Below are 22936 nucleotides of genomic sequence, written 5' to 3'. Positions count from 1 at the left end.
GCCGCGCGCTCAGGAAGCAATTGCGCCGAGCATGCTGGCAGTCCTGCCGCGGGTGTTATAAGAACCGCCTCCACTGATGACACGTTTCGGAGCGGCTCTCCCAACGCCGCCCTCTCACACGGGAATCTGGAATGCCGCCCGCCGGTGACGACCGCACAGCCCAAGACCGCACCCATTCGCCTTCCCTGACGCCCGCGGCCGAAGCCGCGCTGCAACAGAGACGAGCGGATGAGGCCGCCGCTCTGCGCGCCAATCTGAAGCGCCGCAAGGAACAGGCCCGCGCACGTCAAGCCGACACAGCACCTTCCCCCACGCCAGCCTCTCACGCCCCGGAGACACCCTGATGCCCATCATGCCTGACACATGGATCCGTGAGAGAGCTCTCAAAGACGGCATGATCGAACCGTTCGTGGAGTGCCAGAAGCGCGACGGCGTGATCTCCTACGGCCTGTCTTCTTATGGCTACGACGCCCGTGTGGCGGATGATTTCCGCATCTTCACTGACGTCAACGGCGCGATCGTGGACCCCAAATGCTTCAGTCCCGACAGCTTCGTGTCGCGCAAGGGCGATGTCTGCGTCATTCCACCCAACAGCTTCGTGCTGGCACACACCATCGAATATTTCCGCATTCCGCGCGATACGCTGGTCGTCTGCCTTGGCAAGTCCACCTATGCCCGCTGCGGCATCATCGTGAACGTGACGCCGCTGGAGCCGGAATGGGAGGGACAGGTGACGATCGAGATCAGCAACACCACTCCTTTGCCCGCGCGCATTTACGCAAATGAAGGTATCTGTCAGTTCCTCTTCTTTCAGGGCGCATCGCCCTGCGAAACCAGCTACGCCGACCGCGCGGGCAAATATATGCGCCAGCACGGCGTGACGACACCGAGGCTCTGACGCATGGACCGTTTCATCATCCGGGGTGGAAAGCCCCTTCACGGCGAGATCACCATTGGCGGCGCGAAGAACGCGGGCCTGAAGCTCATGGTGGCGGGCCTGCTCACCAATGACCGCCTGATCCTGACCAACGTCCCACGCATTGCTGACATTGTCACAATGCGCGCCCTGCTCCTCAAGCTCGGCGTGAATGTGGAAGACCTCAACGGCGACGGCAGCGCCTATGCCATTGGCGGCTCCATCACCAGTACGGAGGCGCCCTACGACATCGTCTCCAAGATGCGCGCGTCCATCCTCGTCCTCGGCCCCCTGCTCGCCCGATGCGGAGAAGCTCGCGTCTCGCTGCCCGGAGGCTGCGCCATCGGCACGCGCCCGGTGGACATGCACCTCAAGGGACTGGAAGCTCTGGGAGCAAAAATTCGACTGGAAGGCGGCTACATCAACGCTACAGCCCCCAAGGGGCTGATAGGCGACCGCATTGTCCTGCCTTTCGCGTCCGTAGGCGCCACTGAAAATCTACTCATGGCCGCGACATTGGCCAAGGGGCGCACCGAGATCGTCAACGCGGCCCGCGAACCGGAAATCGGTGATCTGGTGGCGTGTCTCAACAGCATGGGCGCGCGCATTACAGGCTCGGGCACCGGCACCCTCGTCATCGATGGCGTGGAAGCGCTGCACGGTGCAGAACACCGCATCATGCCAGACCGTATCGAATGCGGCACCTATGCCTGCGCCGCCGGTATCACGGGGGGCGACCTGAAACTCCTCGGCGGGCGCGTGGACGATCTGGGCGCCGTGGTGCGCGCGCTGGAGGAAACCGGCGTGGAAGTCACGCAGGAATCCTACGGCATGCGTGTGCGCCGCACGGGCGCGCTGCGCGGCATCGACATCATGACCGAGCCGTATCCGGGTTTCCCAACCGACATGCAGGCACAGTTCATGGCGCTTCTAGCCGTGGCCGAAGGCGCGTCGATGATCACCGAGACGATCTTCGAGAACCGCTTCATGCATGTGCCGGAACTCAACCGCATGGGCGCGCGCATCAACGTCCATGGCTCGTCGGCGATCATCCGTGGTGTGCACACTCTGTCCGGCGCCCCCGTCATGGCGACCGATCTGCGCGCCTCCTTCTCGCTCATCCTCGCGGGCCTTGCCGCCCGGGGTGAGACGATCCTCAGCCGCGTCTATCACCTCGACCGTGGTTATGAAGCGGTCGAAAAGAAGCTTGCGGCCTGTGGCGCGAACATCGAACGTGTGAAGGACTAACGCGCACGCAACAGCATGGCAGGAGGATTTCCATGACCACCGGCACACGCTCTCTCGTGGACCCAGACCTCCTGCCGCTGCTGGACCGGCTCGACCCGCCGGAAATCCTGAACGACGACACGCTCGAGGCCGCGCGTGCCCGCCGGGTTCCGCCGCCCATGCAACGGGACACCCTTTCCGTCACGACCGAAGTGCAGCAGGCTCCGGGACTGGCCGATGACCCGGATGTGCGCGTGCTGGTGTCTCGCCCCAGCGCCCCCGCGCCTTCTCCACGACCGGCCATCCTTCACATTCACGGCGGCGGTTTTGTCATGGGCACACCGGAGGCCATGTTGCCTTTGCTGCGTCGCTGGGCACACGAACTCGATTGCGTGGTGATCTCGGTCGATTACCGGCTCGCCCCTGAAGCCGCTTTTCCCGCGCCGCTGGATGACTGCTATGCCGCCCTGAAATGGACTGCGGACAACGCCGAGACGCTTGGCATCGATCCCGCCCGCATTGGCGTGGCCGGGGAAAGTGCTGGCGGTGGATTGGCGGCGGGGCTGACCCTTCTGGTCCGTCAGCGCGGCGGCCCAACACTGGCATTCCAGAACCTGCAATACCCCATGCTGGACGACCGCACGGTCACAGCCACCTCCCCAAATCCCGTGACCGGCGAGTTTCTCTGGACACGGGAGAAAAACCATTTCGGGTGGCGCTGTTATCTTGGGCAGGAGCCGGGAGGCACGGCTCTCTCGCCTTTTGCCGCTCCTTCACGCGCCAACAGCCTGGCCGATCTTCCGCCTGCCTATATCGGCGTGGGCACGCTCGATCTGTTCCTCGATGAAGACCTCGATTACGCGCTGCGGCTGATCCGGGCGCGTGTTCCGGTGGAACTGGACGTCTTCCCCGGCGCGTTTCACGCCTTCGAACTTCAGGCCGGAGCGGCCATCACCAAGCGCTCAATGAACCGCCGCATCGAGGCGATGCGGCAGGCCATGTATCCCTGACGAACGCCGCTGCCGCTCAGTGACCTTTGGTCGAACTTTTATGAGCCGTCTTCTGCTCCTGAAACTGCTCAATCTCTCCGCGGAGATTACCAATCGGCGCGGCCCCAATCGTGTCTTGATAGGTTGAGCCGTCCCAGACCCATTTGTCCGTGCCATCGATCATCAGGTCATGCATGCCCCGATGACTGGTGGGCAGCACGGAAATCTCGCCACTCACGGAATCAAGGATCTTCACCCACTCTCCCTTCTGGCGAAGGTAGACATCGGCTGAACAACCGGCCGAACCGCATAGTGCTGCCGACTGCAATTCCACAAACAGGGCAGCGGATTCCCCTTTGCGCGTGGAAAGAGCAGCCGAGCCGATCAGGACCAGCGGCTCCTCCTTATGACGACGCGACGTTGCAATATCCTCGGCATTGAGCAGACGCGCCTGCTTGTCGAGTTCCGTGCCCGGTTGGGCGGTCAGAATCACCGGATTACCGGACGCCGAAGCCGTCGCCGCCGCATGCCGATGCGTGGTGCGATGATGTGTGGTCGCTGTCGCGGCCTGCGCGGGTGGCAGCGTGAATGTCACCAGTCCGAGCATTCCCATGATGGCACAGGCAACACGCGATACCGCGGCGGATGGCAGGACGGCAGAGCGGGAAATGAACGGGGACAGAGACAAAACCGGAAAACTCCTGTGCATTCATTGGCCGATGCGCGAAAAGAACGCGCCATCCAGCGAAAGGACCACCATGACATCCGATGCTCCCCCTGCCCTGCCACCGGGTCTGTACCGGCATTACAAGGGCGGGCTGTATACGGTCCTGCATCTGGCCCGTCACAGCGAGACGGAAGAATGGTTGGTCGTTTATCGCAGCGAAACCCATCAGACGCTATGGGTGCGCCCACTTTCCATGTGGCTGGAAAGCGTCGAAGGCCAACAGCGATTTGCCCCTGTGGCCGAATAGCCGCAGTTTCCGGCCAGACAAAAAAGACCCCGGAACGGCTGCTCCGGGGTCTTTTTCACACGGATTGAAATCCGAACTTACTGAATCGTCTTCGCGCGTGTCAGCACGGCGCCACAGACACGGCCCTGCGCGTCGGACTCAAGCGACGTGATGGTGGAGCGCTGCCCGTTGATTTCGAACTGCCCCGTTGAGCCGACAGCGTAGTCCATGTTGCCACGCTGGTCCGTGGGCACGGCATTGGTCTTCTCGTTGACCGCCGTCTGCAGTGCATCGCCATCTTCATGCGAAATGTGGTCCGTCATGATGCAGTAATTCAGCAGACCGGCCAGATTGGCGGGGGAGACAGCCGCCACATCACTTGCCGAAGCCACGGCCGAGGGTGGGTTGCCAGCCGTCGGGGCCGGCGGCTCAGCCGCATTGGCGGCCGTGAACGAGAAGGACGACGCACCAGCAATCGCTGTGGCAACGGCAAGGGCGCGAAGGGAAAAACGGATCATCGAAAGCTCCTGATTGCTTTGCCCGCATGTTGCGCCAAGCAATCCCGCCACGCAACGCACTGCAGGGCATGGAGCCATTCCACAGGGGATGAACAGGAGGTCACAATTTAGAGAGGACTTCGTAATAAGGCGCTGGAGCGGGTGAAGGGAATCGAACCCTCGTATGCAGCTTGGGAAGCTGCCGTTCTACCATTGAACTACACCCGCGTAGCTTCGCTTATAAGCCGCCCGGCTCAAGCTGACAATCGGCCCCCTCTCGCCTTTTGCGCGTCCTCAACTTCAAAGTTTTGCGGGAACACGAGGCGAGCGGAGGGTTGTCTCGCTCCATCCACCCCCGAGTGCCCGATAGAAAGTGACAAGATTTTCATAGCGCGCCACCAGCACTGCAACACGAGACTGCTCCGCCTGAAGCAGCGTCCTCTGCGCAACAAGCTGATTGAGATAGGAATCCGTTCCCGCCTCATAGCGCATCCGCGAAAGCCGGTAGGACTCCGAGGAAGCATGAACCAGATCGTCCATGCGATGCGCTTCTTCCATATAGGTCGGGCGCGCCACCAAGGTATCGGACACTTCCTTGAAAGCAGTCTGGATGGCCTTTTCGTAAGCCGCCACCCTCACATCACGCTCGGCTTTCGCGACTTCAAGATTCCCGCGGTTTTGTCCCCATGTGAAAATCGGGATCGTGATGTTGGGCTGAAGCCCCCATGTGGTCGCAGGCGCGGTAAACAACCGATGCCACATCAGACTGCTCAGGCCATCGGTCGCCGTAAGTGTGAATTTCGGAAAGAATGCCGCCCGCGCCGCACCGATATTGGCATTGGCAGATAACAGGTCGTGTTCTGCCGCAATGATATCGGGCCTGCGATACAGAAGATCGGAGGGAAGGCCTTCCGGCACATCGGCCATAAGCGTCTGTTCGCCCAACGGACTCGGTGGCGGGAGAGTGTCGGGAATGGGCGCGCCAATCAGCAGCGTGATCGCGTTTTCATCCTGCGCCACCAGTCGCATCTGTTGCGCCCGCAGTTGAGCGGCCTGATCAACCTGAGTCTGCGCCTGCTGCACGGTCAGGAGATTTTCTTCTCCATGGTCGTAACGCAGACGGATCAGGCGCAGATTCTCTTCAAGATTGGCGACAGCCTCATTGGCGATCTGCAACACTTCCCGATCACCCAGCCACGCCAGATAGGCATTCGCCACCTGTGAGACAATGCTGATCCGCAACGCGCGCTCGGTGGCCACCTGCTTGAGAGCGGCTTCCGCAGACGCATGCGAAAGACTGCGAATGCGACCGAACACATCGATCTCATAGGACGAAAAACCGATACCGGCGGTGTAATAACGGAAAGTCGAGATGTTCTCACCAACACCCGGCGCAAAGCTAAAACCGGCGGTCTGCGACGGCTGCATGTACATCGCCGCTCCCGTCGCCCCGATTGCAGGGAACAGAGAGGCATGTTGTACATCGTACTGGCCAGCCGCCTGCGCGATACTGGCGACGGCCGAGCGCAGATCACGGTTCTCCCGCATCGCGATCCCGATCAGCGCCTTCAGGCGGGCATCCGTGAAAAAATCCTGCCAGCCGATATCGGAAGCGGGCGTCTGCAGCGCAGCGTCTGTCTTGGTGCCCGTATCCTTGGCGCCCATGTCGGGCCCCTTGGGAAAGGTCTTTGCCAGCGGCGGTGCCGGACGATGATAGGTGGGCTCCATCGTGCAACCCGCCAGCAGGACGCCCGCAAGGGCCACCATCGCCCCGCATCCCGGACGACGGTGCTTCTTCATGACCACGTTCATCAACTCGCCTCCGGGGCCGCAACGGGTGGATGTCCGCCACCATCTCCACGCTCCGACATCCGCGTCACGCGGAACAGGCGCAGCACCAGCACGAAGAACAGCGGCACGAAATAGACGGCCAGAAAAGTGGCCGTGAGCATGCCGCCCACAACGGCCGTGCCGATGGCCTCACGCGCCGCCGATCCGGCGCCGCTGGCAATGGCGAGCGGGAAGACACCCAGCACGAAAGCGATGGACGTCATGAGGATCGGTCGCAAACGCTCACGACCAGCATTGAGAACCGCCTCTTCCAGCGATTGTCCGCCCTCGAAATTGGCCTTGGCGAACTCCACGATCAGGATGGCGTTTTTCACCGCCAGCCCCACGGTGGTGAGCAACCCGACCTGGAAATACACGTCGTTGTCCATGTCCCGCCACAGGGTCGCGGCAATAGCGCCGAGGACGCCCAACGGAATAACGAGAATCACCGCGATGGGAATGGCCCAGCTTTCATAAAGAGCGGCAAGGCAGAGCAGAATGACCGTTGCTGCTAGCGCATAGAGCGGTCCGGTTGAAGAACCGGATGCCATCTGTTCGAAGGACAGGCCTGTCCACTCATACCCGATGCCCTCCGGCAATTTTGCCAGAATGCCCTCGATCGCCGTGATGGAATCGCCCGAACTGTAGCCGTCAGATGGCTGTCCAAGGATCTCGAAGGCGTTGAGGCCGTTGTAATCCTCCACCTTCTGCGGACCCGTAATCCAGTGGCCGCTCGCAATGGCGTTGAAGGGCACCATCGTGCCGCTGGTATTGCGCAGATACCATGCGTTGAGATTGATCGGCAGCATACGCGCCGATGGCTCGCCCTGAATGTACACCTGCTTCACACGGTCGTCGCGCATGAACTGGTTCACATAGATCGAGCCAAGCGCCCCTTCGACGAGCGTGTTGATGTCCGCCACCGACACGCCCAGCGCGTTGGCCTTTTCACGGTCGATATCGAGATGATATTGCGGCGCGTCTTCCATGCCGTTCGGACGCACCGCCATCAGGCGCTTGTCCTTGGCGGCCAGCCCGAGAACCATATTGCGCGCGGCAAGCAGCTTCTCGTGACCGACATGCCCGCGATCTTCCAGTTCGAGATCGAAACCCGTGGCATTGCCCAGTTCGAGCACGGCAGGCGGATTGATGGCGAAAATCTGCGCCTCCGGATCTCCCCAGAAATGCATCATGACGCGATTGGCAATGGCGGTTGACGCCTGACTCGCCTTCGGACGCACCTCCCAGTCCTTGAGCTTGACGAAGAACGCGCCTGCGCTCTGTCCCTGACCGGCGAAGTTGAACCCGTTCATCACATAGACGGACTCGACGTTGTCGCCTTCGGTCTTGAGAATGTAGTCGGAGACCTTCTTCGTGACCTTGGCCGTCTGCTCCTGCGTCGAGCCGGGCGGCAATGTCACCTGACCGAAGATCAGCCCCTGATCCTCATCGGGCAGAAATCCACCCGGCAGTCGCATGAACAGGAACACCACGCATCCTGTCAGCGCGGCGAACGCCACCAATGACACGAGCCTGTGGCCAATGACGAACTGCACGCCATGCAGGTAGCCTTTCGTCAGGCGCGTGAACTGCCGGTTGAACCATCCGGGCAGCCCCTTGGTCTTTTCGTGCTGTCCCGGCTTGAGCATCGTCGCGCACAACGCGGGCGTCATAACCATGGCCACCAGCACCGACAGCCACATGGCTGCGACAATGGTGATGGAGAACTGGCGATAAATCACGCCCGTGGAGCCTGAGAACGCCGCCATAGGCAGGAACACGGCGGTCAGCACCAGCACGATCCCCACCAGCGCGCCAGAGATCTCGTCCATCGAGACGCGCGCCGCTTCATGCGGAGACAGTCCCTTTTCCGTCATCACACGTTCGACGTTTTCCACCACCACGATGGCGTCATCGACCAGAAGGCCCACGGCCAGCACCATGGCCAGCATGGTCAGAGTGTTGATGGAGAACCCAAGCGCGGAAAGGATGCCGAACGTGCCCAGCAGAACCACCGGCACGGCGATGGTCGGAATGAGCGTTGCACGAAAATTCTGCAGGAAGATCAGCATCACGAGAAAGACGAGACCGATCGCCTCTGCCAGCGTGATGACCACTTCCTCGATCGACAGCACGATGAACGGCTTGGTGTCGAGCGGATAGACCGTCTTGAGTCCCGGCGGGTAGAACTTCTCAAGTTGCGCAATTTCCGCGCGCACCGCCGCTTCCGTGGTCAACTGGTTGGCGCCCGGTGTCAGTTTGAGCGCCATGCCCGCAGCGGGCTGACCATTATAGAGCGAGCTGAAGTTATAGCTCTGCGCCCCGAACTCGATCTTGCCCACATCGCGCACACGCACCTGCGCACCATCGGGCATGACTTTCAGGAGGATATTGCCGAATTCCTCGGGCGAGGTCAGACGCGTGGGGCCGATGATGGTCGCATCCAGACGCGCTCCAGCCTTGGCTGGCAGACCACCGAGTTCACCCGATGACACCTGAAGATTCTGCGCCTCGATGGCGGTCTGTACATCCCCAACCGTCAGCCCGTAGCTGTACAGTTTCTGCGGGCTGAGCCAGATACGCATGGCGTATTCGGAGCCGAACAGCGTGTGGTCGCCCACACCGGAGACACGCGAGAGTGGATCGGACACATTGGACGCCACGTAATCCGCAATGTCCTGCGCCGTCATGGAGCCATCGGTCGAGATGAAGGCCACGACCATCATGAAGTTTTTCACGGCTTTGGCCACCGTGATGCCCTGCGCCGTCACTTCGGTGGGCAGACGCGGCTCGGCAAGCTGGAGCTTGTTCTGCACCTGCACCTGCGCGATGTCGGGATCGGTCCCTTGCGCGAAAGTGAGATCGATCTCCATCTGCCCGGACGCATAAGACTGCGCCGAGATGTACTCGAGGTGATCGAGTCCGAACATCTGCTGGAGGATCGGACGGACCACCGTGTTGTTGACCGTCTCGGCCGACGCCCCCGGATAGGTCACCGAAATGGCGACCTGCGGCGGCGCGATGGACGGATACTGGGCAATGGGCATCCGGAAGATGGCCACGCCGCCGACGAGCATGATGATCAGGCCGATCACCCATGCGAAAACCGGCCTGTCGATGAAAAAGCGCGAGAGAGACATGGGCCTTACTTCGCTCCGCTGGCCGGAGCCGCATCAGAGAAAGGCACGGGCGACACTTTCTGGCCCGGATGAATCTTTTGCAGTCCCACGACCACGACCCGATCACCGGCCTTCAACCCGGATGTCACCACCCAGTCCGTCCCCTGTGTCGCCCCTGTCGTGATGGGACGCTGCGCCACCTTGTCGTCCGCATCCAGCACCACGACCTGCGGATCCCCGTGACTGTTGCGGGTCACAGCCTGCTGGGGGACCAGAATGGCCGCCGGGTCCGTGCCCTCATCGAGCGTGGCATGCACATACATGCCCGGCAGCAACAGTCGATCAGAATTGGGGAAGAGGGCGCGCACGACGACCGTGGAGGTGTCCTGATCCACGTTCACTTCGCTGAATTGCATCTTGCCGGGAGATTCGTAGGTCGAGCCGTCCTCCATCTGGAGCGTCACCGGCACGGAATGATCGGGATTCGTGTGAATACGCCCCGAGGCCACCTCACGGCGGATGCGCAGCAGCGAAATCGCCGGCAGGTTCACGTCCACGTAAATCGGGTCCAGCTTTGTGACGACCGCCAGATTGGACGTCTGCCCCACCGTTGCCAGCGCGCCAACCGTCAGAAGAGAGCGACCGATACGCCCGTCGATGGGAGAATTAACGCGCGTGTAGCGCAGATTGACGGCGGCGGCCTCTACCTGCCCTTTCGCGACGAGAATCTGGGCGTCCGCCGCCCGGGAAGACGCCAGCGCGTCATCATATTCCTGCTTGCTGACGGCATGCGCCTTCATGAGCGGCCCATAACGTTCCAGCTTGGCCCGCGCCGTCACGGCATTGGCTTTCGCCTGCGCAAGCTGTCCGGTCGCACTGTCATAGACAGCCTGATAAGCACTTGGATCGATCTGGTAGAGCTGCTGCCCCGCCTTCACATCCGAGCCTTCGACGAAATAGCGCTTGAGGATCACGCCGTTGACCTGCGGGCGCACCATGGCGATCTCGAAGGCCGAGATACGACCAGGCAACTGGGTGTGAACCTGCACCGATTGCGGTTGCAGGGTCAGCACCTCCACCTTCTGTGGAGGCACAGCGACCGGCGCAGGCGCTTTACGCCCGCAGGCTCCCAGCAAAAACAGGCTCGCGATCGAAACACATGTGGCCGAAGCGCGAAGACAGACAGGTCTTTTCACGAGCACATCCCGGGCAACCAAAGGAGAGAAAAGCCGAACCCGCGTCGGATTCTCTGACACGTCTGAGAACCTCGCCACGAATCCGGCTGCATGATGAAATTAAAACTACATAGTTTCCAAAACTACGGTCAAGATGGCAGCGTCGCATTGTCTCATCTGGACAAGGCCATTCCGATGGCGCACACGAAAGACGACATGAACGCGCGTATCCCTCATGAAACCGACTGCTGCGCCGCCGCACGCGGGCCGGGGCGTCCGCCCGAGATGGCGGAATGCGAACGTCGCGAGAAGATTCTCGGCGCGGCTGACAAAGTGTTGCAGACATATGGTTACCAAGCCGCTTCCATGGACAAGGTGGCTCAATGTTCGGGTATGTCCAAGCGTACGCTCTATCAGCTTTTCCCTTCCAAGCAGGAACTCTTTCACGCTCTTATCGGAGCCCGCCTGTTCTGCTTTTCTCCCTGTGTGCGTGTCGATGCGGCCACACCCGAGGACGAATTGATCGGGCTTTTACAGGACATCGCCGCCCGACTGATCCGCCCCGAAGCCATTGAACTGATCCGCGCCATCATTGCCAGCGCCTCCGAGTCCGAAGATATCCGTCACATCATGCTGTCGCTCAAGGGCGGCGGGGAGACGAATGTCTTCAAATGCTGGTTGCGTGACTACTGCTTCGCGCAGGGACACCCTGAAACCGACATCGAACAGCGTGCGCGCCAGTTGTTCGGCATGACCGTGGGCGAACTCATGCTCGACGCACTGGTCATCAAAAACATCGATGAAGACGACTCACGCGCCTATATCACCTCCGGTGCCCAACTCTTCCTGAACGCACTCCACGCCGAATGGAACACTCGGCCATCTGTGTGACAGGGGTTTCGCATTCTACCCTCTGACGGCAAGAAGCATATCCCTTTAACAGGCAGGTAGTCGCCGTGCGCCGATCCACCCGTATCGCTCTCATTACTCTCGGCCTCGGCCTTGCCGCCGCGACAACGGCCACGCTCACCCTGCGGCAGGTGGACCTGAGGGCGTTTGCGACACGCAAACTTGCTGCAACGACAGGGCGTCCGGTGCATATCGGCGCGCTCCACGTCGCCCCCGGGCAATGGCTGACGGTGGATATGGACGACGTCTCCATCGGCAACATCCCCCACGGCAGCCGCCCCGAGATGATCACGCTCGGTCATCTGCACGCACAGATCCGCCTGACCTCGTTGCTGCATGGCCCGATCGAAACACGCGACCTCGTCATCACGCGCTTCTCGGGCCTGTTCGAGCGCACGCCTGACCGCACGCCCAACTGGCGTTTCGGCCCGCCCTCATCTCACCCTGACACGGCTTCCAAATCCTCGGGCATGAGCGGATTTCCCGGCCTGCGTCAGGCCACCATTCATGAGAGCGAGGTCATCTACCGTTCTGCGAAAGGACACTCCTATCGCATCGGACTGGACAACGTGACGCTCGCATCACCCAACGATCACGCGCCGCTGCAAATGAACGTATCCGGTTCTTACAACGCCACCCCCATCGTCCTGACCGCGCAACTCGGGCCTATAACGACGCTGCGACAAAGCAATCGCCCCGCCACACTCGACCTGCACGCAACATCAGGCGATCTGACGCTCGATCTCAACGGCATGGCCACGGATTTGCTCAATTTCGATGGAGTGGACGGCGCACTCAGACTGAACACACCCACCTCGGCGCCTCTGATGGCGTTTGCGGGAGAAAAGCCTGATACCTTTCCACTCGCCCTCGCTCTGGACGGCCACTTCAACCACACGGGCGATGACTGGAAGCTGAGCCATACGCACGGTCATCTGGGTGACAGTCCGATCACGGATGCCGATGTGACCTTCTCGGAAGGCAGCAAAGATGCGCCCGACCGCATCAGCGGTACGATGGATTTTTCCCGGCTCGATCTCAACGCTCTCATTTCGCCCACGAAGCCGACGCAACCGTCTCGTTCGGACACGGACATTCCTCTTCTTGCGCCCGCCAAACCCGATCCTCTGCTGAATGTGCGGCTCTCCGCCAAGAATGTGCGCTACAATGCCCTCACCTTCACCGATGCGGCCATCGCACTCGTGCAAAAACCCGGACTGGTGGACGTTCCCTCCCTCACCTTCGGCTGGCTGGGTGGTCACATCGCGGCTTCGGGCACCATCCGCACGGCCGCGCGCGGATCGGACATTCAAGCCAATGTGGATGTCACCCGTGCGGACATCGACCGTTTCCGCCAGCAGGCCGGTTTTGCGCCCATCCCCGTCAAAGGGAGCCTCTCCCTGCGCGCCGCGGTCACCGCGCAAGGCGTGCGCACGCTCAATCAGGCCGCCCGAATCGCGGATCTTCAGGCGGTTGCCGGAATGAACGAAGGCGCCATCGCGCAGGAAGTCATCGGCGTCGCCTCCACCGATATTGGCCTGCTGTTTCGCCGCAAGGGCGGCACGACACCCGTTACCTGTCTGCTCGGCGCCCTCACCCTGCATCAAGGCAACGGCACGGTGATGCCCCTGCGTATCCGCACGGGTATCGGCTCCATTGTGGGCGCGGCCCGCTTTGACCTTGTTGCCCGTCGCTTCGATCTTGCGTTTCAGAGTCGGGCAGCAGCGGCACTCGCACTCGATATTCCCATCCGGGTCAGCGGTCCGTTCGACCGTCCCGCCATTGGGTTGGCGGGCTGGTCAGACGGCGGACGGGCGCTGCTCAAATCGGCCAACACGATCACAACGCTGCCTCCCGCACTCGCCAGTTTCCCCACAGGGCGTGTCTGTCTGCGCCCCGTGCCCTGAGCACGCACCCGCCCCGACCGTCGCGCAGTTGACGCCGCCCCCGCTCTTCCGCGATAACGCCCTTTCCGCCGCCCGAAAGGGACGGACCTCGTGATTTGTATGGCCGGCTTGCGGCGAGGTTAAAAGAAACGCGCTAAAGAGGCTCTGGCACGGATCGGCACATCCGCCAGGTTTCCACGGTCGATTACCCTCGCACGGGGGCGCGCTTCGATCCGTCACATCCGGGTCGCGTGCTTCCTGCGGGCAGAACGGAACCGAGATCATCCATGACTGACACGACCGTCCCGTCCAATACGTCCGACATCTCCCGTTCATGGCGTTCCGCCACCCGCCTGATCCATGGCGGGGTCGAGCGCACGCCTTACGGCGAGACGAGTGAGGCCATTTTCCTCACCTCCGGCTTTGCCTATGACAGCGCCGAGCAGGCTGCCGCCACCTTCACCGGCGAAGCCACGCATTACCAATATTCCCGCTTCGGCAACCCCACGGTGGACGCCCTTCAGCGTCGTCTGGCCGAAATCGAGGGCGCGGAAGCCTGCGTTGCCACGGCCACGGGCATGGGAGCCGTCTCATCCGCCCTGCTCGCGCAGGTAAAAGCGGGAGACCGTGTCGTCGCGTCCCGCGCGCTGTTCGGCTCATGCCACTGGATCATCGCCAACCTGCTCCCCCGCTACGGTGTGGAGACAGTGTTCGTAGACGGTGGCGATCTGAACGCATGGGCTGAAGCCCTGAGCAAGCCCACAGCCGCAGTGCTGCTGGAAAGCCCGTCCAACCCCATGCTCGATGTGCTCGACCTGCGCGCCATCAGCGATCTTGCACATAAGGCCGGCGCCATCGTCGTGGTGGACAACGCCTTTGCGTCTCCCGTCTATCAGAAGCCCCTCGAACTGGGTGCGGATGTGGTGGTGTATTCCTGCACCAAGCACATCGACGGTCAGGGCCGCGTGCTTGGCGGGGCCATCCTTGGCCGCAAGGAATGGATTGACGAGACCGTGCTGCCGTTCACACGCAACACCGGCAACGCGCTCTCCCCCTTCAATGCGTGGGTGATGCTCAAAGGGCTGGAAACGCTGAACCTGCGCGTGGACGCCATGACCCGCAACGCCGCCATCGTGGCCGACTGGCTGGCGCAGGCTCCCGGTATCGTCAGCGTCCGCTATCCGGGCCGGGCAGATCATCCCCAGCATGAACTGGCCAAAAAGCAGATGAGCGGCTTCGGCTCGCTGGTTGCGTTTGAGGTCGCGGGCGGCCAGGCGGGCGCGTTCGCGTTTCTTGATGCGCTGCGCGTGATCCTGATCTCCAACAATCTTGGCGACGCGCGTTCACTCGCCACACATCCTGCCACCACCACTCATATGAAGATCGGCCCTGAGGAACGCGCCCGTCTGGGCATTTCCGATGGTGCGATCCGGCTGTCCGTGGGACTGGAAGATTCCGCCGATCTGGTGGACGATCTGGCGCGTGGCGCGGCCGCTCTCACGGCGCGCAGTTTCGCGCCAGCACACTGACACATCCGTTTACGGAAAAGGAAACGATCCGACATGTCCTCACGGCCACCAATGCCGCCGAAACTCTTCACCGATCCTGAAGAGGCGCTGAACGAAGCGATCGCGGCACTGCCGGCCTATGAGGACACCACGGAGAACATCCATGTCGTCGTCCGGCCGTTCTGGCTGGATGACCAGTCCCAGCCGGACGAACAGTCCTATTGCTGGGGCTACCGCATCCGCATCGAGAATCTGGGCGACCATCCCGTTCAGCTTCTTGAGCGCATGTGGGAAATCATCGACGCCCAAGGGCAGATCGAACGCATCCGCGGTGAAGGTGTGGTGGGCGAGCAGCCCCTGATCGAACCGGGGAACGCCTTCGAATACACCTCCGGCGCCTCCCTCGACACACCCAGCGGCATCATGCGCGGCAGCTACCGCATGGAGGACGCGACGACGGGACGCCATTTCGACATCCGCATTCCGCCGTTCAGCCTCGACTGCCCTTATCACGCCGGTCTCGTGCACTGAGCGCGCCCCGGATTCCAGTTCCGATCAGCCAGAGAGCTTTCATGACCACATCCGTCCCGCCGTCCCGCCCCTCCCGTGAGGAGGCCGAGGAAGCCGTTCGCGTTCTCCTCAGTTGGGCCGGTGAGGATCCCCAACGCGAGGGCCTTCTGGACACGCCCTCTCGTGTGGTGCGTTCCTATGATGAGTTCTTCGAGGGTTATCAGATCAACCCCGAAGAGCTACTCGCGCGCACCTTCTCGGAAGTGGAGGATTACGACGAGATCGTTCTCCTGCGCGATATCCGCATCGAGAGCCACTGCGAACACCACATGGTGCCCATCATCGGACGCGCGCATGTGGCCTATCTGCCGCGCCGCCGCGTGGTGGGCATCTCCAAACTGGCCCGCGTGGTGGACGCCTACTCCCGGCGCTTTCAGATTCAGGAGCGCCTGACGGCCCAGATCGCCAACACGATCAATTCCGTGCTGGAGCCTTACGGCACCGCCGTCATCATCGAGGCCGGACACCAGTGCATGACCACACGCGGCGTGCATCGCCCCGGTGTGTCGATGGTGACAAGCCGGATGCTTGGCGTTTTTCGCGAGAACTCGGACACACGACGCGAACTTCTCTCAATGCTCAACCGTCCCGCACTGGGCGATCAGTTCACCTGAACGCCACGCTCACCGCTTCTTAAACCGGTCGTGCCACCCTCAGAACATGACACGCACGACCGCCGATTCCTCCGTCTCAGAACATCCGCCTGAAACCGGGGAAGCGCTTCAGCTTGCCGGGCGATTTCCCGAAGCCGAGGCGGAGTATCAAGCACGTCTCTCAGCCAATCCCGACGATGCGCGGACACTCAGTAATTACGGTGGCCTCCTCTGCTCTCTCGGCGCCTTCGAACCGGCCCTGCAAAAGCTGATCCGTGCCGTGACGCTGGATCCGAAGCTGGCGGATGCGTGGTCCAATCTCGGCAACGCGCTTCAGTCACTCCAACGCCATGACGAGGCGATCACCGCCTATTCCAACTGTCTGCGCCTTAATCCGGGACAGGCGTTGGCCCTGAGCAACCTCGGTGTCGCGCTGGATTGTCGTGGGCAACATGAGTTGGCCCTGAAGTTTCACAACGCTGCCGTCAGTCTCGCGCCCGAGAACGCCGAAAGCCACACGAACCATGCTATCTCGCTGCTTGCCAGCGGAAATTACAAAGACGGGTTCGAAGAATACGAATGGCGCTGGAAAACCCGGACCACAAAGTGGCACGGGATCGAGGGGCCGTTGTGGAATGGGGAAGCTTTTCCCGACAAGACGCTTCTCATTCACACCGAGGGCGGCTTTGGAGACATGCTCCAGTTTGCCCGGTTCCTTCCTCTGGTGGCCGAACGCGGTGGCCATGTGATCGTGCGCATGCGCCCGGAACTGCATACCCTGCTGTCACATTCCTTTCCCGCTCTCACATTCGTGACGGAAAATGACCCAATTCCTCCGCACGATCTGCAATGCCCGATCCTGTCTCTCCCTCGCGCTCTGGGAATCACATTGGACACATTGCCTTCGCCGCAGGGTTTTCTTCATCCCGATCCAGAGAAGGTGCGTTTCTGGGCAGAGCGGCTGACACAGGACACGCCCGGTCAACGCCCCCTGCGCATCGGTCTCGTGTGGGCCGGCGCGCCGCACAGGGAAATTCGTGAAGCAGAAATCGCAGACCGCAGGCGCTCCACCACACTCGCCACGCTCGCGCCTCTGGTCCGAAGCGCCCCGGAAGCCGTGTTTTACAGCCTGCAGATCGGTGAGCAGGCATTTCAGGCCAAAACACCACCCATCGGCATGCGGCTTATCGACCACACAGCCGATCTGCATGATTTTGAAGACACGGCGGCCCTGATCGCGAACCTCGATCTCGTGATCGCCGTGGACACCTCCACTGCCCATGTGGCGGCGGGACTCGGTAAACCCGTCTGGCTCCTGTCGCGCTACGACCAGTGCTGGCGCTGGCTCTCCGGACGAACCGACTCACCTTGGTACGACACGGTAAAAATCTATCAGCAGGATCGACCGCTGGACTGGTCGGGACCGTTGGCACGTATGACGCATGATTTGCAGCTATTCGCGCAAAACCACACACCCCCAAGCTGACTAAGTCAGATATCCAGCGTGTCCACAGACTGAGACTGGGCGCGCTCCTGAATGAACGCGAACCGCAGTTCGGGTTTACGCCCCATCAGACTCTCCACGCGCTCGCGCGTTTCCATCCGGTCTTCAGGCCGCGCCACGACACGCAAAAGCGTGCGTCGTGACGGGTCCATGGTCGTTTCCTTCAGATCCTTGGGCGGCATTTCACCCAGCCCCTTGAAGCGCGAAACCTCAACCTTGGCGTTGGCCTTGAATCCTGAGCGTATCTTTCGCTCACGATCGGCATCATCCATCGCATAGATCGTCTTCGCTCCCTGCGTGAGACGATAGAGCGGTGGTTGCGCGAGGTAGAGCCGTCCGGCCCGGATCAACTCAGGCAGTTCACGATAGAAAAAGGTCATGAGCAACGACGCGATATGGGCACCGTCCACATCGGCGTCCGTCATGATGATGACGCGACCGTAGCGCAGCTTGGTGAGTTCGAAGCGATCTCCCACTCCGCACCCCAGAGCCTCGACCAGATCGCTCAGTTCCTGATTGCCCCGCAGCTTTTCTGCCGACGCGCTGGCCACGTTCAGAATCTTGCCCCGCAGCGGCAGCACCGCCTGTGTCTCGCGGTTGCGTGCCTGCTTGGCAGAGCCGCCAGCGGAATCGCCCTCCACCAGAAATATCTCGGTTTCCTCTGCCCTCTCGCGCGTGCAATCCGTCAGCTTGCCCGGCAAACGCAGGCGCCGGGTCGCGCTCTTGCGCGGTGTCTCTTTCTGCTCACGACGACGCAGACGGTCTTCTGCTCGCTCGACCACGAAGGCCAGTAGAGAATCAGCCTGCGTCGGGTTGGCCGAGAGCCAGTGATCGAAACGATCCCGCAACGCGGTCTCGACCAGTTTTGACGCTCCCGCGCTGGTCAGCTTTTCCTTGGTCTGCCCCTGAAACTGCGGGTCACGAATGAATACGGAAAGCTGTGCTGCGACAACGCCAAGAATGTCCTCTGCCGTGACGATGCTCGCCCGCTTGTTGGAGCGCTGCTCACCCCACACACGGAAACCCTTTACGAGAGCCGTGCGGCACCCTGCCTCGTGCGTTCCTCCCTGCGGCGTGGGAATGGTGTTGCAGAATGAGAGGAAACTGGACGTCCCGGATTCGAGGAAGGCAATAGCCCATTCCACCCGACCGCCGTCATCCGGCAACGCCGCCTCACCGGCCCATAGCGGTGCCAGAAGCGGCGCATTGGGACCAAGCTCGTCCGAGAGACTGTCCGCCAGACCGCCCGGAAAATGAAGGACAGCCTCGACGGGCGTCGTGTCTCCCGCCTTGATCAGCGCAGGATCGCAGGCCCAACGGATCGTCACCCCACGAAACAGGAACGCCTTGGAGCGACACAGACGGTACAGGCGAGCCGGTTGAAAAGCGTGGGAACCGAAGATCTCGGGGTCCGGCCGAAAACGAATCTGGGTGCCTCGCCGATTGGGTGCGGCTCCTACCTTTTCCAACGGTGTCTGCGGGATTCCGCGTGCATAGGTCTGACGCCACAAGACCCGGTCTCGCGCCACCTCCACCTCAAAGCCGGAGGTCAATGCGTTGACCACGGATGACCCCACGCCATGCAGACCACCCGATGTGGCGTAGGACTTTCCGGAGAACTTGCCGCCCGCATGAAGCGTCGTGAGAATGACCTCTAGCGCCGAACGATCGGGAAAACGCGGGTGCGCATCGACGGGAATCCCGCGTCCATTATCACGAATGGTCAGCCAGTTATCGCGCTCAAGCGTGACGTCGATGGTCGTCGCATGGCCTGCGACGGCCTCATCCATCGAATTGTCCAGAACTTCGGCGACAAGATGATGTAGGGACGTTTCATCGGTGCCACCGATATACATGCCCGGACGGCGCCGTACAGGCTCCAGCCCTTCCAGCACCTCAATGGCGCTGGCATCATAATTCCCACCGGGCGAAGCCAGCGGCTGGGAAGGAGAAGCGGACGGCTCGGTCTTCTTGGGCGAGAAAGAACCGGCACTCGAGAAGAGATCGCTCATGCCGGGTCTGTCCCTCTTCACGTCTGATTCGTCAAGAACGCCCGCACACAGATCGTGACCGGAGCGACGAAATCCCGATCAGATCTTGCGCACCGCGCGGCGGGTTGTGCGACGTGTCCGCGTGCTTTTCTCGACGGCGGGAGCCGCACAGGTCTCATAAACCGCTGGCTGCATGATGTCCTTGGCCTGCGCGTAGTTGGACAGATCGTGCGCATTATCGAGCGCCGCGACTTCATCGAACATGCCCAGACGCTGCTCACAGAAGATCGTGCCCGACTGCAATCCCCGCTCGGACTGAACATTGGCCAGTTGGGTGATGTAATCGTCATGCTCACGCTGGGCGCTTTTTCCATACGTCTTGCGGAAATAGCTGTTCAGTTCGGACTCTCCCGCCAGAAGCGCACTGCGGAACTTGCCCACGAAAGCGTTGTAACGGTCCTGCACCTTGCATGAGAGCGCCGTCACCATCAGTTCGCTCTTGAGTCCCTGCACATCGAAGGCTTCGCGCGCCGGGGAGCGGCCGCAACTGGCGGCCGAGGCTACGGAACCGAACGAAAGGCCAAGAAAAACCGTTCCGGCAACGGCAAGACGAAGAAAGGCAGAGGCCATGATCGAAGTCTCTCCAGAGAATGAGCGCGGCCGAGATATGCACACGTGGCGCGCCGGTGGCGAGTGTCTTTGTGAAAGTGTGATATCAGGTAATTCTGTCAGATGGCTGTTTTATCGGAGAAATGGCCACACACAAGGGGCCAGCATGCCAGTCATGCAGCCCGAAAGCCGTTTTCGTGCCTGCTTTCCGCGTGCTCACGGAAATACGCGCCTCTTGCATGTGTGGACGGTGGCTTTCAACCACTGCGCGGATGCTCTAGAGCGTGTCGCGATAGCGTTGGATGGCGGAGTCGCCGCCAGACAGCGTGCAGGAAACGATATTCGGCAACCAAGGCGGAGTCTCCGACGTGCGATTGCGAATTCTGGCCATGCCCGTCATGGCCGCCGGCTTTCTGGCCGGATGTACTCATGGTCCCGCTCCGGTCGGTGTTCACGGCACGCCCGATCCTTACCGCAACGTCCGCAATTCGGCCGTTTGTCAGACCACGCCTCCGGTCGCGGGACCGAATGGTGCGCTGGTCAGCACCATGACCGTCCGCAGTGACGATGGACGCTGCGTGCTCTCGGTCACACCGCCCGATGGAGGAGCTTACGCTTCCTTCGGCGTGTCGCCCGAGCCGGAACATGGCAAGGCTTTTCTGTACACCCTCGATGGACACACACAGATCGCCTATACGCCGACACTCGGCTATGCGGGCAACGACACCTTCACGACCATCCTGATCCGTGGCCCCGGTCAGAAGCGTGATACCCTCGTCGTGAACGCTACGGTGGACGCCACAGGTGTCGCCGTTCCCAAGCCGGCCGTCACAGCGCCGGAGACCAAGAAGGTCGAAACCAAGGCGAAGACCACCACCCGTCGCCGGGTCACGAGCGCCGCTCGCCGTCGCCGCTAAAGCGCAGCGACGGGACATTTTATGGTCACGACAAACGGGAGGGCCTAAGGCCCTCCCGTTTTGTATTCTTAGATCGAAAACATAATCGGTTCGGCCATCGGGCGGCGCAGCCCTGCGGCTTCCGCCTTGCGCACCAGATCATCCAGCGTCAGATCTTTGAAGCGCTCCACGATCTTCTGATCTTCCTCACGCCAGAAAGGATCCAGAACCTTGGTGAACAGATCACCGGTCGATCCTTCCTCCCCCTCACTGTCGGGAGCAATGATCGTGGAAACGATATCCGCAAGACTGATGTCCCGACGGGGCCTGCCCAGCCGATAGCCGCCACGTGGTCCGCGCACACTTTCCAGCAAGGTGGACCGCGAAAGAGTTTGAAGCAGCGGCTCGATCCCACGACGCGCAAGCCCGGCCCGGGTGGCGATATCTGCCGCATTCACGGTCCCGCTTCGACCGGCATGAAATGCCACATCCAGCATGATCAATATCCCGGTCATCGCGCGATCACGTCGCAGCAGCATGCCGCCTCTCCCCCTCGGTCTTTTTCACGATGATACCCGACAAAATGATGTCTTGCGACATATGCCAGCCAAGAAAGTGAAAAATCCCCTCCCAGACATTATCCACGTCAATCCGCCGTGCTATCGTCCCTGTCTTTGAGGGGGAAATCCCCATTTTCCTTTTCCACCCAGAAACAGGAAGGCTCCCGCATGGCCGCACATGACCTTTCCCCCGACATGACGTTCTCTCTCGCCCCTCCACGCGGACGCGTATTCGACTCCATCGTCGATGTGGTGGGAGGAACACCCCTTGTCGCCCTTCCCCGCATGACGGCGGAAGATGGTCTTACGGCCCGCGTTCTGCTCAAGCTGGAGTTTTTCAATCCGCTCGGCTCGGTGAAGGATCGTATCGGTGCCGCCATGGTTCTGGCGGCTGAACGCGAAGGCATCATCACGCCGGGACGCAGCGTTCTGGTGGAGCCAACCTCCGGCAACACAGGTATCTCCCTCGCCTTTGTGGCGGCCTCCCGGGGATACCGCCTGATCGTGACGATGCCCGAAGGCGCTTCCATCGAACGGCGCAAAATGCTGCGCCTGATGGACGCACAGGTGGAACTCACTCCTTCGCGGCTCGGTATGGCTGGCGCCATTGCCCGGGCGCGCGAGATTCTGGACACCACGCCCGACGCATGGATGCCGGGCCAGTTCGACAATCCGGCCAATCCTCTGGTGCATGAGGAAACCACGGCCGAGGAAATCTGGCAGGACACGGCAGGCAGCGTGGACATCGTCGTCGCCGGGGTCGGGACTGGCGGCACGGCGTCGGGTGTGGCGCATGCGCTCAAACGCCGGAAGAAAGGAGTGGAAGTCTTTGGGGTCGAGCCGGTCGAAAGCGCCGTTCTCAACGGCGACGAGCCGGGACCGCACGGCATTCAGGGCATTGGGCCGGGGTTCTGCCCCGCCACGCTGGACGTGCAGGCGCTGGACGGCGTGATCGCCGTTTCGGAACGTGAAGCCATTGCCGCCGCGCGCCGCTGTGCCCGCATGGATGGCATCCCTATCGGCATTTCCTCGGGCGCTGCACTGCATGCCGCCACGCAGTTAGCGAAACGCCCCGAAAATGCCGGCAAGACAATCGTGAGCATCGCTCCGTCATTTGCAGAGCGCTATCTCTCCACGCCGCTGTTCAACGGTCTGTAAGAAAAGAAAGGCCCGACCGGCATTACTGCGGTCGGGCCTCACACCT

The 22936-nt window shown here is 61.5% G+C and carries 21 protein-coding genes, 1 tRNA gene and 1 riboswitch; of the genes, 13 read left to right on the top strand and 9 right to left on the bottom strand.

Annotation, left to right across the window (positions count from 1 at the left end; all coding sequences use genetic code 11):
* The first annotated feature begins 131 nt into the window (after window positions 1-131).
* From GOB87_RS04680 to GOB87_RS04665, 4 genes are read left to right on the top strand one after another with little or no spacing between them, the layout of a single operon-like run.
* The gene (locus GOB87_RS04680) at window positions 132-344 is read left to right on the top strand and encodes a hypothetical protein (protein ID WP_166313391.1); all 213 of its coding nucleotides are present in this window, start codon (window positions 132-134) and stop codon (window positions 342-344) included.
* Window positions 344-898, top strand: a complete 555-nt coding sequence (gene dcd, locus GOB87_RS04675; protein WP_166313390.1) for a dCTP deaminase — start codon at window positions 344-346, stop codon at window positions 896-898. The genes GOB87_RS04680 and dcd overlap by 1 nt, the downstream gene beginning before the upstream one ends.
* Window positions 899-901: 3 nt before the next feature.
* A complete protein-coding gene (gene murA, locus GOB87_RS04670) occupies window positions 902-2164 on the top strand; it encodes a UDP-N-acetylglucosamine 1-carboxyvinyltransferase (RefSeq protein WP_166313389.1) in 1263 nt (420 codons plus the stop codon).
* Window positions 2165-2196: 32 nt separating this feature from the next.
* Entirely contained in the window at window positions 2197-3153 is a 957-nt protein-coding gene (locus GOB87_RS04665) for an alpha/beta hydrolase (protein WP_166313388.1), read from the top strand.
* Window positions 3154-3169: 16 nt separating this feature from the next.
* On the opposite strand, the gene GOB87_RS04660 is transcribed toward GOB87_RS04665, so the two are convergent.
* On the bottom strand, window positions 3170-3730 hold the full coding sequence (locus GOB87_RS04660) for a hypothetical protein (protein ID WP_373320692.1): 561 nt from the start codon (window positions 3728-3730) through the stop codon (window positions 3170-3172).
* A gap of 160 nt (window positions 3731-3890) precedes the next feature.
* Between GOB87_RS04660 and GOB87_RS04655 the strand changes: the two genes are divergently transcribed.
* Entirely contained in the window at window positions 3891-4106 is a 216-nt protein-coding gene (locus tag GOB87_RS04655; protein WP_166313386.1) for a DUF1653 domain-containing protein, read from the top strand.
* Window positions 4107-4183: 77 nt separating this feature from the next.
* Here GOB87_RS04655 and GOB87_RS04650 read toward each other — a convergent pair whose 3' ends face one another.
* The 5 genes from GOB87_RS04650 to GOB87_RS04630 form a co-directional block, all read right to left on the bottom strand.
* On the bottom strand, window positions 4184-4603 hold the full coding sequence (locus GOB87_RS04650; protein ID WP_166313385.1) for an alcohol dehydrogenase: 420 nt from the start codon (window positions 4601-4603) through the stop codon (window positions 4184-4186).
* A gap of 133 nt (window positions 4604-4736) precedes the next feature.
* Window positions 4737-4810 (bottom strand) — tRNA-Gly (locus tag GOB87_RS04645).
* Window positions 4811-4882: 72 nt separating this feature from the next.
* Window positions 4883-6394: an efflux transporter outer membrane subunit gene (locus tag GOB87_RS04640; protein ID WP_242006158.1), complete on the bottom strand. Its 1512-nt coding sequence runs from the start codon at window positions 6392-6394 to the stop codon at window positions 4883-4885.
* Window positions 6394-9552: an efflux RND transporter permease subunit gene (locus tag GOB87_RS04635; RefSeq protein WP_166313384.1), complete on the bottom strand. Its 3159-nt coding sequence runs from the start codon at window positions 9550-9552 to the stop codon at window positions 6394-6396. Before GOB87_RS04635 ends, GOB87_RS04640 begins: the two co-directional genes overlap by 1 nt.
* A gap of 5 nt (window positions 9553-9557) precedes the next feature.
* Window positions 9558-10727, bottom strand: coding sequence for an efflux RND transporter periplasmic adaptor subunit (locus GOB87_RS04630; protein ID WP_166313383.1), 1170 nt, complete (start codon window positions 10725-10727; stop codon window positions 9558-9560).
* A 147-nt stretch (window positions 10728-10874) separates the two neighbouring features.
* Between GOB87_RS04630 and GOB87_RS04625 the strand changes: the two genes are divergently transcribed.
* The 6 genes from GOB87_RS04625 (at window position 10875) to GOB87_RS04600 (ending at window position 17658) form a co-directional block, all read left to right on the top strand.
* Window positions 10875-11597, top strand: coding sequence for a TetR/AcrR family transcriptional regulator (locus GOB87_RS04625; RefSeq protein ID WP_242006157.1), 723 nt, complete (start codon window positions 10875-10877; stop codon window positions 11595-11597).
* A 65-nt stretch (window positions 11598-11662) separates the two neighbouring features.
* Window positions 11663-13522, top strand: coding sequence for an AsmA family protein (locus GOB87_RS17040; RefSeq protein ID WP_166313382.1), 1860 nt, complete (start codon window positions 11663-11665; stop codon window positions 13520-13522).
* Window positions 13523-13599: 77 nt separating this feature from the next.
* Window positions 13600-13680: riboswitch (SAM riboswitch) on the top strand.
* A 108-nt stretch (window positions 13681-13788) separates the two neighbouring features.
* A complete protein-coding gene (gene metZ / locus GOB87_RS04615; protein WP_166313381.1) occupies window positions 13789-15030 on the top strand; it encodes an O-succinylhomoserine sulfhydrylase in 1242 nt (413 codons plus the stop codon).
* Window positions 15031-15063: 33 nt separating this feature from the next.
* Window positions 15064-15540 carry a Co2+/Mg2+ efflux protein ApaG gene (gene apaG / locus GOB87_RS04610; protein ID WP_166313380.1) on the top strand — a complete coding sequence of 159 codons (477 nt, stop codon included), beginning with the start codon at window positions 15064-15066 and terminating at the stop codon, window positions 15538-15540.
* Between the two features lie 41 nt (window positions 15541-15581).
* Window positions 15582-16193: a GTP cyclohydrolase I FolE gene (gene folE, locus GOB87_RS04605; protein ID WP_166313379.1), complete on the top strand. Its 612-nt coding sequence runs from the start codon at window positions 15582-15584 to the stop codon at window positions 16191-16193.
* Between the two features lie 46 nt (window positions 16194-16239).
* Window positions 16240-17658, top strand: a complete 1419-nt coding sequence (locus GOB87_RS04600; RefSeq protein WP_166313378.1) for a tetratricopeptide repeat protein — start codon at window positions 16240-16242, stop codon at window positions 17656-17658.
* A gap of 5 nt (window positions 17659-17663) precedes the next feature.
* Here GOB87_RS04600 and parE read toward each other — a convergent pair whose 3' ends face one another.
* Both parE and GOB87_RS04590 read right to left on the bottom strand, forming a co-directional pair.
* Entirely contained in the window at window positions 17664-19688 is a 2025-nt protein-coding gene (gene parE / locus GOB87_RS04595) for a DNA topoisomerase IV subunit B (protein WP_166313377.1), read from the bottom strand.
* A 78-nt stretch (window positions 19689-19766) separates the two neighbouring features.
* Window positions 19767-20297, bottom strand: a complete 531-nt coding sequence (locus GOB87_RS04590) for a hypothetical protein (RefSeq protein WP_166313376.1) — start codon at window positions 20295-20297, stop codon at window positions 19767-19769.
* A gap of 347 nt (window positions 20298-20644) precedes the next feature.
* Between GOB87_RS04590 and GOB87_RS04585 the strand changes: the two genes are divergently transcribed.
* Window positions 20645-21193, top strand: coding sequence for an Ig-like domain-containing protein (locus tag GOB87_RS04585; RefSeq protein ID WP_166313375.1), 549 nt, complete (start codon window positions 20645-20647; stop codon window positions 21191-21193).
* 68 nt (window positions 21194-21261) lie between these two features.
* Here the strand turns inward: GOB87_RS04585 and GOB87_RS04580 are convergent, their stop codons facing one another.
* Complete coding sequence (locus tag GOB87_RS04580; protein ID WP_166313374.1) at window positions 21262-21711, bottom strand: RrF2 family transcriptional regulator; 450 nt, start codon at window positions 21709-21711, stop codon at window positions 21262-21264.
* A gap of 189 nt (window positions 21712-21900) precedes the next feature.
* On the opposite strand from GOB87_RS04580, the gene cysK reads away from it, so the two are divergent.
* Window positions 21901-22890, top strand: a complete 990-nt coding sequence (cysK, locus tag GOB87_RS04575) for a cysteine synthase A (RefSeq protein ID WP_166313373.1) — start codon at window positions 21901-21903, stop codon at window positions 22888-22890.
* The last annotated feature ends 46 nt before the right edge of the window (window positions 22891-22936 follow it).

It is taken from the genome of Acetobacter estunensis, from assembly GCF_011516945.1.
In the GTDB taxonomy this organism is placed as follows: domain Bacteria; phylum Pseudomonadota; class Alphaproteobacteria; order Acetobacterales; family Acetobacteraceae; genus Acetobacter; species Acetobacter estunensis.
This window is presented reverse-complemented; position numbering and strand designations above follow the sequence as displayed.